Source organism: Nostoc flagelliforme FACHB-838 (genome assembly GCF_014698065.1).
Lineage (GTDB): Bacteria > Cyanobacteriota > Cyanobacteriia > Cyanobacteriales > Nostocaceae > Nostoc > Nostoc flagelliforme_B.
This window is the reverse complement of record NZ_JACJSI010000186.1, coordinates 1-11,904: the sequence shown is the minus strand read 5'-3', so window position 1 is coordinate 11,904 and position 11,904 is coordinate 1. Positions and strand designations below refer to the sequence as shown.

The following is an 11,904-nucleotide window of genomic DNA, read 5'->3' as shown; positions in this document are numbered from 1 at the left end:
CATAAGTCTTTTTCCCTGATTTACTCACTACAACTTCATCTCCTGCAAGCATTTACACCTCATTCGCACGGAACAAATGCTTGCGGAAAAATAGCCAAAACAACGTCGCCCAAGGAATTACTGTATGAAAGAACCGCAACATCGAAGGGTAACTACCACCAGCGCCTGTCCAACGGGAGATTCCTAACATCGTTATTCTCCCATTCATTGCTAGCATCGCCATTATTATCTGGTTCAACTGACGCATCGTCGTAGCATTTATCTGGGGTAATAGGCATTGTAAGAGTGATAGGATATCGAACATGGGCGAATTGTAGCGTTTGAGTTGTCGTTGTGGTAGACAATAACTCTACTACAGAGCGCCCTATCTCTTCACCCTCTTCTTTTGGCTAAGGTATTGTAATTAGGACTAACTAAGGGTTGTTGGACTCTAGTTTCATTTATATAAGTCGAACTCGCTACTCCAAAGACTGCAAACAAGTTGCCACTCTGGTTGCGATCGCGTAGCCGCCATGAACTGATGGCGATGGTGTACCCGCTTTTTCCGGTGGCATTGCCTTTGCTTAGTCCCCGGCGAAAAACCATCAGATTGTCACTGTTTCAATCAAATGGTGCATGAATATATTGATACCAGAAACTATCCTTAGAAATAGAACACCGATTACAGAACCGATGCCCAGCAAAACTATTGAAGTCAGAGAGTACACCGTCAGAGCGCACAAGCGGGAAATTCACACTCGCGTTTTCAACTTCGTATGTAAGCAGTGCGAACAGCCCACACAACGAGAAACCTTTGGTGTCCGACCTCTATATTGCGAGAAATGCCGTCCGCCACAACCTCCCAAGCAATCGAAAGTAGTCCCTCTCAAAAAGAGAAAACCCAGAGCTATGACTTACAAGAGTGGTAAAGACATATAGATATGCAACGACTGCATCTACGCGCTTTCTACAACATCTGCAATTCAACCAGCAATTCCAAATTCAAAAATTCAAGAGGAGTCAGTCGCTAGGGAAATGGCTCAATCTGAAGATATAATTCAATGCGCTGCTTTTAAATCAATCCTACGATGGCACAGGTACTTGAGTAGCGCAATGTCATGACTTATAACCAAAATACCTATTTCAACCTGGCAGGCATAGTCAATGACTGCACGCCAGATGAGTGCTTGAGTGTTGGTATCCAGCATAGCAGTCATCTCGTCAGCAATTAAGTAGCGAGTCGCTCTATTGAGCGAGCGTGCGACTGCGATGCGCTGCAACTCTCCTCCGCTGAGTTCATGAGGAAAGCGACTTAGCCAATTAGAGTGAATTCCCAAACCTTGCAGAAGTTCTCTAGATGTTCCTTTTCCCTCTGCTAGGATTTGGCTAATCGTCCATCGGGGGTTCATTGCTAGTTCTGGGTGCTGAAAGATGAGCTGTACCGGGCAATAGCCTTGATTTGGCAAAGGCTTACCGTCGATTGTGACTCTACCCTCCGTTGGTTGAAGATACCCAGCTAGTAGCTTACCTATAGTCGTTTTGCCCTGACCGCTTGGACCTTGCAAGCCCACAATTTCACTCTTGTTGATTTCAATACTGAAATCACGCAAAATCCAAGGTTGATTGACTCGATAGCGAAAAGACAACTGTTCACCCTTCAGCATGAATACACCTCACAGGAGCGCCTCGCACGATATGAAACTGGGGTCGGGCTTTTTGGCAAGCGTCAGTCACCAAGGGACATCGGTCAGCAAACAGACAACCATCAGGAAGCGCCTCTGGGCTGGGTTGGGTGCCTTTAACCGGTATGAAACCATTTTGGGGCAGCGATCGCCACAGCGCTTGTGTGTAGGGATGACGCAGATGACCATCAGTAAAATCCTCTGCCGCCGCTACTTCCAACGTCGTGCCTGCGTAAAAGACAGCTACTTTGTCTGCAACTCGCATAGCCGCTTCCAGATCATGGGTGATAAGAATTATCGCTTTGCCCTCATTTGCCAGTTCACGTAGATGGTTAAGTGTCTCAACAACTACATCTATATGTAAACCAGGAGTCGGTTCATCAGCAATCAACAGTTCAGCCCGTCCGACGGCTGCTGTAGCAACTAGTACTCGCCGAGCCATACCACCTGAAAGTTGAAAGGGGTAAAGGTGTTTAACTGGCAGGGGAAGAGCATAGCGTTCAAAGATTTGATTAACAACTCCTCTTGCTTCGGTAGCAGGCAATCCACTCAAACGAGATGCCCGATGTACCTGCGAACCCACTCTCATTAGGGGGTCAAGATAACTGACTGACTGGGGAATCAAGGCAATTTCTTTGCCCCGCAACTTGGTCTGACGCTCTGGGGTCAGGAGTTCTCCTTTAAAAACTATCTTGCCTGTAACCAAGGCATTATAAGGCAAAATGCCCAAGATGGCGTGAGCTAGCAGACTTTTACCAGAGCCACTAGAACCAACCACTGCCACCACTTCACCCGCACCAACCTCTAAATCCAAATCCATAATGACGGTCAGCCGTTTTTGGGTCAGACCCACATCGTACATGGTGAAAGTGACACCGAGGTTTTGAACTGATAGCATAGTATAATGTTACCCTTGGCTTGTTTTTGGGTCGAACAAAGCAAGTAGGCTCTGACCCAAGATGTCGAAGCTTTTCACCGCGAGCAGCAACGCTACTCCTGGCATTACCGCCAGCCACCAGTAGCCAGTGGATAGGTATCGCATTGACTCCGAGAGGATAATCCCGATTGCCGGAATCTCTGGCGGTAGACCCAAACCCAAAAAGGTAAGCCCAGCCTCGTGCAAAATTGCGTGGGGAAACAACAAAATCAACCCAACGAGGAACTGGGGCACTAGGTGGGGCAGTATGTGATTGCGGGCAATCCACAGGGACGAGTGTCCTAATTTAGAAGAGAGTTGCACGTAATCAGAACTTTTGATCTGAAGCACCTCAGCCCGCAGCAGACGAGCCAAGTTCATCCAATGGGTGATGGTGATGGCGATGATCAACCCTTTGACTCCGCCCCCAAGAGCAAAGGCAATTAGGATAACTAATACTAGGTGAGGCAGGCTGAAGAATACATCGATTATCCAGATGATAAAGGCATCAACTTTACCACCCAGTGTAGCTGAGAGCGTTCCCAGTAGCAAGGCGATCACGGCGCTAAAGCTAGCGGTTAACAGCCCCACCCATAAGCTTAAGCTCAAACCGTGGACGGTACGGGTGAACATATCTCGTCCCAACCAGTCAGTGCCAAACGGGTGAGCAAGCGTTGGAGGTTGGTTGCGTTCTTGTAAGGAAATTTCCAAACCAGCTTTACCAATCAGTTGGGTGCCAAGCAGCAGGATGCTCAGAATGATCGCGCACAGAGCAATAAGCATCAATGTCCGACTACGACGATTACTGAAGATGAGTGGTAGTTTGCGCCCTAAAGTTTGATGGTTTGAAATCGCAGTGGGAAGTTTCATGCTCTGGTACCTCCTATGCGGATGCGGGGATCAATCACTTGGTAGCTGAGGTCTGCCAAGGTGTTGCCGATAAACACAAAGATGGCGCTGAACAAAACAATACCCACCAGTAGCGGGACATCATTACGCAAACCTGCCTGTAAGGTGGCACTACCTAACCCAGGATAGCCAAAGACCTTCTCAACTAACACAGTACCACCGAACAGTTCGCTAAGAGATGCAAATTGCAAAGTCAGGGCTGGTAAAGCAATATTGCGTAAACCGTGGTGCAAAATGACTCCAGTTGTTGTTTCTCCCTGAGCGTAAGCAAACAGGACATAGTTACTATTGAGGACTTGGATCAGTTTTTCGCGGGTTTGCAGAGCAATATTTGCAACCCCAATAACGCTGAGAGCTAGAGCAGGTAGTAACAAATGGTATAGACGTTGCCAAAAAGTGACATCTTTAAGCAATACTCCTGGTGGAGTAGCACAACACATAGGAGTGACTTTTAAAGTGGCGGAGAAGGTAATAAGCAGCAGCAATGCAATCCAAAAGGTGGGAGCAGAGGACAAAGTGTAAGCATACAGCCGAATTGCTTGATCCAGCAGTGAAGTTTCTTTCGCTCCTGCTAAGACACCTAAAGCGACTCCTAAAATACCTGAACCCAACCACGCCAATGCCATTAACCAGAGTGAGGCTTGAAAGCGCTCGGCAATGACATCAGAAACTGGCTGATTGTAAGTCATGGAAGTTCCAAGGTTGCCTTGAAGCAGTTGCCCCAGCCAGAGAAAAAATCGCATAATCAAAGGTTTGTCAAGCCCCCAACGCTGGATAATTAATTCTCTTTGTTCTGAACCGAGGCGAATCACGTCAGAACCAACATAAGCATTGACAGTATCAACCGGAGATAAGCTAACTAGTACGAAAGTAAGGACAGCGACGGTTAGTAAGAGCAACAACAAATACAAGAATTTTTGCAGAATAAATCGAATTAGGAAGTGCATGATAAAGTTACCCAGAAGAGTAAAGGATGGGCTGCTATTGACAAATCCATTTCCAGTTAGGCAAGTTATATAGAAGCGTTAGCGTGTAGTGGCGGGATTTTTCGGTAGCTTTACTAACGTCGAGACAGGTGCTGATAAGGTAAGTTTTATCGATATTAACTAGCCAGGCAGAGGCTGCATCGCCTTTAGTGGTTACTCCGGTTTGACCATCCCATTGCACCTGCTTCCAAAATTGGATTGCTTCTGTCTCTGTAGCGGATGCTGCTGCTCGGTCAAGCGCTCTATCAACCACTGAGTTGCTATAGTAACCGGGATTTTGGTATTTTCCTTGAGCCAAAGAGCTTTTAAAGAGAAAGGATAACTGCTGCGAGTCGTGGGTTTCCAGTGCGTAAAGGACAACATTGCTTTGCATCCGGCGTTCAATCTCAGTCCAGCTCCTACCCTCAACGTTTACCTTAATTCCGACAGGTTTGAGCATTTGGGCAACTGCTAAAGCCAGTCCCTGCCTGAAAGCGTCTTGGGCATTGTAAAGGAGAGTGAATTCTGCCTTTAACCGTTGCTTTTCTACGATGCCGTCACCATTCGTATCCCGCCAACCATCCTCACTCAGGATTTGCTTGGCTTTGTTGATATCCCCGTCTTGAATGTCTGCTGTTGGCTCGTCCCAGGGAAGACCACTAGCAGGACTCATCGCTGGGGAACCGTAACCATTAAACAAGGTTTGAACCAAAGTTTGGCGGTCAATCGCATAATTGACTGCCTGACGAATCGCTCGGTTTGAGGTGACATCGTTGCCAATTGGGTTGCCATCAGGTGTCTTCCTCCCTGTACGGGGAGGATAGGGAAACATAAGCCCAGCGTGACCGAGGCTTTTAATGACATAGGTCTTCATGCCCTCCACTGGCTGTGAGGCTAGGTGATTGGGAATTGCAGCCACCTGAACTTGACCTGCTCTGGCGGCGGCAAAAGCAGCATCTCCCTGAGTGAAGAGGAGGATAACACGCTTAATAACTGGTTTGTGCCCGTAGTAGTCAGGATTGACTTCGATGATCACCTGCTCGCCCTGGTTCCATTGCACTAGTTTGTAAGGACCGGAACCGATTGGGTTGCGTGCATAGTCTTTGTTATGGGCATACTTGGGTACAATACCCAAACTGGCAAGTTGATTGACAAAGGTAATATCGGGTCGTTTGAGGTGTAGTTCGACTTGATACTTACCTGTAGCAACAGCACGATCCAAAATCTCCATATCCAGTCGCCCAAGACTGTCTTTGGTTGTATTGAACGTGTAAGCGACATCTTCTGCCAAGAGAGGCTGACCATCTGTGAACCGGACATCTTGGCGGATTTTCACTGTCCAGACCAAGCGATCGCTGCTGATGGTGTAGCTCTGGGCTAGGTCGTTGACCAGTTCAAAATTTTCATTGCGGCTTAGGAGTGTACTTTGAAACAGAGGAGGACCGGCGTAATGCCAACCCATTGTTGGGTCGAACCCTTTCTCATATATATGATATTCGTCCCACCCCAAGTCCACCATAATCTGCTCCTTGGGCCCAGAGGTGGCGTTAACCAGTGAGCGGTTTTGGGAAACCCGACTACAAGCAGCCGCTCCTACTAACAGCAGCACCACCACCAGCAAGCGAAGGAGATGAGACGTGCGCTGATAAGTTTTACCGGATAGGCATTGCCTACTACTGGAATAATTTTTGTACATTGCTCATTAAGAGTGCTACTAAATTCGATATTGTCTTGCGATTCATAGAACACGCTCAATTTAGAAATTGATAGACACCGTTCCCAACACTGTCAAAGGTGCTCCAGGAATCAACGCAAAGCCGTTATCAACGTCGTAATATCTTGTGCTAAAGAGATTTTTGAAATTTAGTCCGAATCTATAGTTGTCTCGACGGTAGAAAAGAGCCGCGTCTGCTTTGAGGTAAGAGGGAATCTGGAAAGTATTGGGTAGTATCACCTCAGCATCTTCTGCATACGTCAGCCCCAAGCCAAATCCCAATCCTTGCAAATTTCCACTTTGCAACTCATAAGTCGTCCATAAACTGGCACTATGATATGGAACACCAGGCAAGCGATCGCTAACTATCTCTGGGTTCGTATCCTTTGTTACTTTTGTGTCCGTGTAAGCATAGCTAGCGATGATATTCCATCCTGGCAAAATTTCTCCGGCAATATCCAATTCAATCCCACGACTGCGTTGTTCGCCCGTTGCAACACTGAAAAAGTCTCGAAATTCCGGGTCAGGGTCAGCTGTTGGCACATTCTGTCTGGTAATCTGGTAAAACGCCAAGGTTGCTGAAACTCGGTTCTCGAAGAAATCTTGTTTAAGTCCAAACTCAAACTGGTCTCCGGTCTGCGGTTGTAATAATTCTTCCGTCCGGGTGATGTAACCAGTGTTAGGAGCGAAGGCTTGTGCATAGTTGAAATAAACAGAAGTAGAATTCGTTGGCTGGTAGACAATGCCCACGCGGGGAGAGATTTTTGTATCCGATCGGTCTGTTAACTCATTTGTTAGTCTATTTTCATTGAAGGAATAAACGGAGTCAAAGCGAATGCCACCTAGCACCTTGAGATTTGAGGCAAGCTCAACCAAGTCTTGTATGTAAATTCCGAGACTATCGTTGCCAAATTCCGCAGAGTCCAACAGAGTGTAGGCTCCAGGTCTAGCACCATAAACAGGATTAAAGATATCGATGGAAGCCAGAGGCGCGCTGCTCCGGGTATAGGGATAGACAAATCGACTTAATTCCACGCCAAACAGAAGATTGTGTCGCACGGAGCCTGTATTGAACTTGCCAATGACTTCGTTTTGCAGCGTGTAGAGCTGATTATTCTGCGGTCCCTTAACGGATTCACGGTTGAGCGTTCGCCGATCCGGTTCTAGCGCAGTGCTAGCCAATCGTTCCGAGCCAACATTGAGATCGGCAACGAGTACGCTAAACCCCTGCCGAAATCTCCAATTATCACTAAAGCGATGTTCAAAGTCGTAATATCCCCAGTGTGTTGTTCCTGTAGTGGGTCCTAAGTCTGGTTCGCTAAGGTACCTGCTAATAGGCACTTGCAAAAACTCTCGCTCTGGTGGAAAGTTAGCACCAAAAATGTTATTAGAAATTTTGAAATACTCATACTCTACTGTTAACGTTGTTCGCGGACTAACGCGCCAGGTAAAAGCTGGGGCAATGAAATAGTCCTCGTTAAAGACAAAATCCCGAAAGCTGTTTGCGGATTCGTAGGAAGCATTCAAACGGTAGGTGAGAGAACCATTTGCGGTGAGAGGACCTCCTATATCGAATGCTGGACGAAAAAAATTATAGTTCCCGGCCGTGAAATTCAGTTGGTAAAATGGTTGATCTAAGGGCTTCTTTGTGACTGTGTTTACAACACCACCGAAGGCAAAATTCCCCCCATAGATTGCCGAAGCTGGCCCTTTAAGAACTTCTACCCGTTCGACATTGGCAAATCCGTGTGGATTGATAAAAGCCGAGTCTGGAAAACCATTGCGGAGTTGTTGGTAACTTTCCCCGAAGCCCCGCACCCGGTATCCGGGCGCAAACGGAAAGCCAGGGAACCGAGTCACACCACTGATATTTTCAGTGAACTCTTCCACACGTGTCAGCCCGCGATCGCGAATCACGGCTTGTGGTACTACTTGTACTGATAAGGGTAGGTCGCGTTGCGGCACAGGTATCTTGGTTCCGGTCGTTGACTCTTGAACCCAATACCCTTCCTCTCGCTCTCCCGTCACTACTAGCTCAATCGGTTCTTCACCAGCATCTGATGGTTTTGCAGGCTGTGTTTCACTACCAGGTAATGGTAAGCTTTCCTCGTCTGTGGGTAGGGGTGCTGTAGGCGGGGAAGGGCTAGGGGTGGGCTTCTCTGCTGAGGTTACAGCTGGTGTCACCGCGAAAACCAAACCTTCATCGCTGTCAAACAGCTCGGCTGTTGGTAATCCGTCTTCACCTGTCAGTGTTACTTGGACAGTACCAGGATTCTGATTTGTGACTTGTAAGAGCTTAATTCCCGCAATGGGTTTTTCAGAGCGCAAAAAATTACCACTACTCAGTTTTAATTGAGCATTGGTGATCAGAGCAGTCAGGGTATTACCTTCACTTTTAAATGAAGTTTGCAGCTTGTCAGATGTAACAGATGTTTCTAAAATGATTTCTAAACCACTTTGTGTTTGATTTAGCCTGACTCCTGTTACTTGAATAATCGGACTCGATTGCTCTTGCTGCGCTAGCCACTCCTTAATATTGGTGTAAGGATGTTGGATATTTTTAGCTTGGGGAATATATTTAATAGTGACTAGTTCTGCTGTATGACTTGTTTTTGTAGTATTAGCTTCTGCTAATGCTTGCTGATTGAAAATCGCTACTATGACTATAGTTAGCCCTAGATCCCTTAGTAGATACAGTTGGTTCATGAATTTCTCAACGTCCTCACACTAAAGTAGTTTGAACAGCGACGAACTTCCAACTACCAAAAATAGTTGGCAAATCTTAGTAGCTGTAATACTTTTTTTGTTATTAATTAAATATCATACTTTATGCTAACAGTAATACTTTTTAATAAAAAATGGATAATTAGAAAATTAACTGTAGTCAAGTAGAAAATAGGACTAAATTGAAAGCATGGCTCTTGATTTTTTCTTAAATACCTCCTTACTAAAATGTTTGCCTTTTGTAGCAAAGATGTCAAATGACAAGTTGTCAAACTTGAATGAGAGCGAATAAAAAACACTTTTTTGAGTAAGTGCCCAAGAAAAAACAACCTATGTGAAGGCAAGTAAACACGTAGAAGCATCTATCAAGATAACTAAAATATCGGGGCACAGTGTAGTTTTTCACTCCTTCCCCCATCCATTACCTCCTTGACGAAGCGATGCCTACATTGATATTTACGATGGGCTGCTCGGTGTCGCTTACTATACCTTTATTCAAAAGTCCTATTTCATCTCGTGATTTATTGTCATTAAAACTAATTTGTTGAAAAGCATATATAGTGTGAAACCCTTGCTATTTCGTTGTCTCACGACTTAGCGAGAAAAGCCAGAGGAACGTATAAACAACCACACCCAACATCGCCAGCACAATCCTCTGCCGTCGCACCCATTCAAAACGCCGACAGATGCAAGAATACCGGAACTCGACCGGAACTTGACCAGAACTCCACGGGAACTGTGACGAATGTTACTGGTTAACACTACTAACGCTAAAACTATCTTTTTCATTTCCGCACAATCGGTTAGTGTCAATCAATTGTGACAGGGCATTCCTCAAGTAAAGAACACTTTTTTTCTCGTTGTTCTGTAGGGGTTTTTGATATCCTTGCCACGTTCAAAAATTCATCCAACCCAACTGCTGCATCAATCGGCTCGGCGTATCGAAGAGAATCCACTCCGTTAGACCAGTGGGTAATGTGTTGAAATATCACCCCAATCATCGAATCAGCTTTGTACACTCGATAATTCCTGGGGCAAGCTCCAAAACAACTGGAAGTAGAGCAACTTGCTAGTGCCCAATTTGTTCTTTATTAGCTCACCATCAGCTACGCCTACAGCTTTAACGACGAGAGACAGATTAGCTCTCGGTCAACAGGAGTAATGTTTTTCAGTTGTTGCGGCAACTGAGGAAGCGTAATCGCCCCGCTTTGGCAACGTCCCACGTTTTGATTTACTCTGTTCCACGCACGACAAGGGCGAAGAGTTTGACTTGTAATGAGAGTGTAGCTATATCCTGAAGGGGCAGACTAGGGTGTTGACTCTGAGGGTTTTAAGGTGGTAAATTTTCACACAAGAAGTATGTAGCTGCATAGAAGTTAATGCAAGAGTTTAAAAGCCCAACCAGCCGATTAGCAAGATTGTTTCGCAATGGTCGAGACAATTGGAAAGAGAGAGCTTTAGAAAAACAGAAAAAACTCAGAGCATTAGAAATAAAAGTTAGAGATTTATCAGCCTCACGAGACTATTGGAAAAGCAGAGCAAAAGATGCGGAATCAAAGCTACTCAAACAGAATATTGAGATAGGCGACGAAAAAAAAAGAGATAATTATAAGCGCTCTAGCTAACTTGGAAACAAGTGGACAGGCTCTTGCTCAGATAGCAAAGGGGCATCATTATTCAGTTGAAACAATTCAAATATCGTTACAACAAGTTATCAATTGTGGCAATAGCTTGCGAGGAGTTGAGAAAACGTTTGAGTTGTACGTTGATTTTTCCGAACACGGAACTCCAAGCTTTAGTAGTATTAGAAAATGGTTAGGACGAATTGGACTGTACGAACTCAATAGAAAAAAAGAATATCGGAGTGATTGGATCTTTATCGTTGATTTGACTGTAGAACTTGGAACAGAAAAAGCTTTAGTAGTGTTGGGAGTTTCACAACAACTGCTTGAAGAACAAGTTTTCCCTTTAAAGCGAGGATTAGGACATCAAGATGTCGAACTTCTGGCGTTAGAAATTATGTACTCAACTAAAGGAGAGTACATCGAGCAGAAACTCTCTGAGCTAACGAAAAAAGTTGGTCGTCCAGTACAAATAATAGCTGACCACGGTAGTGATATCCAAAGAGGAATCAAGCTGTATCAACAACAATATCCCGAAGTGATTTACACCTATGATGTGACTCATGCAATGGCTTTACTGCTCAAACATGAGTTAGTAGCTGATGAGAAATATCAGTCTTTTATCCAGCAATGTACACAATGCCGACAACAACTACAACAAACAGAGCTATCTTTTTTATCTCCACCATCTCAACGTTCTCAATGTCGTTATTTCAATATCGAAAGGCTGATTAATTGGGCTATTAAACTTTTAGATTCTCCAATAGACATAATAGTAGAATTGGTACCAAATATTGAACCTGCCATTTTGAGGCAAAAATTAAAATCCAAATTAGGATGGTTAATCAATTATCAAGAGTCGCTTAGTATTTGGAGCCAAATGGTTCAAGTGACTCGAACTGTAGAGACTCATCTTAAAACTTGTGGGCTTAATCAAAAATTAAGCAGCGTTTTGGAATTACAGCAATTAACAATGAGAGGTAATTCTCTAGTTAATTTCCAACTAAAGATTATAGACTATTTGACGATTGAAAGTTCTAAAATTCAGTCAGAACAGACAATTCTTGCGACTTCTGATGTAATTGAATCGCTTTTTGGCAAATATAAACAGTTTTCTTCTCGATGTCCTTTTAAGCAGATAGGCCAGATGATTTTGAGCATTTCTTTATCTACTATGAAGTTGACAGGATCTGTTGTAAAACTTGCCTTAGAAACAGTTCGGTATCTTGATCTTGAAGCCTGGTCCGATCAAGTTTTCGGTCAATCTATGCTTTCAAAGAGATGATAAGGGAAAAGACTTACCAGGAACTGCTCAAATATCAATGGGAAGTTGGTTCAGGTTCAATCTTGGGTTAAAACAAACTTGCTCCCGTCACTTTAAGCGACTCAGAAG

General features: G+C 44.8%; 11 protein-coding genes and 1 pseudogene. 4 read left to right on the top strand and 8 right to left on the bottom strand.

Features of this window, described 5'->3' with window-relative positions; genetic code table 11:
• Positions 1–55: 55 nt before the first annotated feature.
• Positions 56–304: pseudogene (locus H6G97_RS36255) on the bottom strand (transposase); the annotation flags it as partial.
• A 368-nt stretch (positions 305–672) separates the two neighbouring features.
• Here H6G97_RS36255 and H6G97_RS36250 point away from each other — a divergent pair.
• Complete coding sequence (locus H6G97_RS36250) at positions 673–918, top strand: hypothetical protein (protein WP_190945459.1); 246 nt, start codon at positions 673–675, stop codon at positions 916–918.
• A gap of 119 nt (positions 919–1,037) precedes the next feature.
• Here H6G97_RS36250 and H6G97_RS36245 read toward each other — a convergent pair whose 3' ends face one another.
• Genes H6G97_RS36245 through H6G97_RS36220 form a run of 6 tightly spaced genes read right to left on the bottom strand, consistent with a single transcriptional unit; the run spans position 1,038 to position 8,871 of the window.
• The gene (locus H6G97_RS36245; protein WP_190945455.1) at positions 1,038–1,643 is read right to left on the bottom strand and encodes an ABC transporter ATP-binding protein; all 606 of its coding nucleotides are present in this window, start codon (positions 1,641–1,643) and stop codon (positions 1,038–1,040) included.
• Positions 1,630–2,559, bottom strand: a complete 930-nt coding sequence (locus H6G97_RS36240) for an oligopeptide/dipeptide ABC transporter ATP-binding protein (protein ID WP_190945453.1) — start codon at positions 2,557–2,559, stop codon at positions 1,630–1,632. Before H6G97_RS36240 ends, H6G97_RS36245 begins: the two co-directional genes overlap by 14 nt.
• Positions 2,560–2,568: 9 nt before the next feature.
• Positions 2,569–3,447 (bottom strand): ABC transporter permease, encoded by an 879-nt coding sequence (locus tag H6G97_RS36235; RefSeq protein WP_190945451.1) that lies wholly within the window; start codon positions 3,445–3,447, stop codon positions 2,569–2,571.
• Positions 3,444–4,433, bottom strand: a complete 990-nt coding sequence (locus H6G97_RS36230) for an ABC transporter permease (RefSeq protein ID WP_190945449.1) — start codon at positions 4,431–4,433, stop codon at positions 3,444–3,446. Before H6G97_RS36230 ends, H6G97_RS36235 begins: the two co-directional genes overlap by 4 nt.
• 34 nt (positions 4,434–4,467) lie before the next feature.
• The gene (locus H6G97_RS36225) at positions 4,468–6,147 is read right to left on the bottom strand and encodes an ABC transporter substrate-binding protein (protein WP_190945447.1); all 1,680 of its coding nucleotides are present in this window, start codon (positions 6,145–6,147) and stop codon (positions 4,468–4,470) included.
• A 60-nt stretch (positions 6,148–6,207) separates the two neighbouring features.
• Positions 6,208–8,871, bottom strand: a complete 2,664-nt coding sequence (locus tag H6G97_RS36220; RefSeq protein WP_190945445.1) for a TonB-dependent siderophore receptor — start codon at positions 8,869–8,871, stop codon at positions 6,208–6,210.
• Positions 8,872–9,471: 600 nt separating this feature from the next.
• Here H6G97_RS36220 and H6G97_RS36215 point away from each other — a divergent pair.
• Complete coding sequence (locus tag H6G97_RS36215) at positions 9,472–9,648, top strand: hypothetical protein (RefSeq protein WP_190945443.1); 177 nt, start codon at positions 9,472–9,474, stop codon at positions 9,646–9,648.
• Between the two features lie 50 nt (positions 9,649–9,698).
• Here H6G97_RS36215 and H6G97_RS36210 read toward each other — a convergent pair whose 3' ends face one another.
• Positions 9,699–9,908, bottom strand: a complete 210-nt coding sequence (locus tag H6G97_RS36210) for a hypothetical protein (RefSeq protein ID WP_190945441.1) — start codon at positions 9,906–9,908, stop codon at positions 9,699–9,701.
• A gap of 360 nt (positions 9,909–10,268) precedes the next feature.
• Here H6G97_RS36210 and H6G97_RS36205 point away from each other — a divergent pair, with 360 nt between their 5' ends.
• Positions 10,269–10,514: a hypothetical protein gene (locus H6G97_RS36205; protein WP_190945440.1), complete on the top strand. Its 246-nt coding sequence runs from the start codon at positions 10,269–10,271 to the stop codon at positions 10,512–10,514.
• Position 10,515: 1 nt separating this feature from the next.
• Positions 10,516–11,796 carry a hypothetical protein gene (locus tag H6G97_RS36200; protein ID WP_242055747.1) on the top strand — a complete coding sequence of 427 codons (1,281 nt, stop codon included), beginning with the start codon at positions 10,516–10,518 and terminating at the stop codon, positions 11,794–11,796.
• Positions 11,797–11,904: the final 108 nt, after the last annotated feature.

What these genes read in the sequence shown, in the direction of transcription:
- H6G97_RS36250 (WP_190945459.1), top strand. Translation starts at nt 673, where the DNA reads ATGCCCAGCAAAACTATTGAAGTCAGAGAGTACACCGTCAGAGCGCAC.
- H6G97_RS36245 (WP_190945455.1), bottom strand. Translation starts at nt 1,643, where the DNA reads ATGCTGAAGGGTGAACAGTTGTCTTTTCGCTATCGAGTCAATCAACCT.
- H6G97_RS36240 (WP_190945453.1), bottom strand. Translation starts at nt 2,559, where the DNA reads ATGCTATCAGTTCAAAACCTCGGTGTCACTTTCACCATGTACGATGTG.
- H6G97_RS36235 (WP_190945451.1), bottom strand. Translation starts at nt 3,447, where the DNA reads ATGAAACTTCCCACTGCGATTTCAAACCATCAAACTTTAGGGCGCAAA.
- H6G97_RS36230 (WP_190945449.1), bottom strand. Translation starts at nt 4,433, where the DNA reads ATGCACTTCCTAATTCGATTTATTCTGCAAAAATTCTTGTATTTGTTG.
- H6G97_RS36225 (WP_190945447.1), bottom strand. Translation starts at nt 6,147, where the DNA reads ATGTACAAAAATTATTCCAGTAGTAGGCAATGCCTATCCGGTAAAACT.
- H6G97_RS36220 (WP_190945445.1), bottom strand. Translation starts at nt 8,871, where the DNA reads ATGAACCAACTGTATCTACTAAGGGATCTAGGGCTAACTATAGTCATA.
- H6G97_RS36205 (WP_190945440.1), top strand. Translation starts at nt 10,269, where the DNA reads ATGCAAGAGTTTAAAAGCCCAACCAGCCGATTAGCAAGATTGTTTCGC.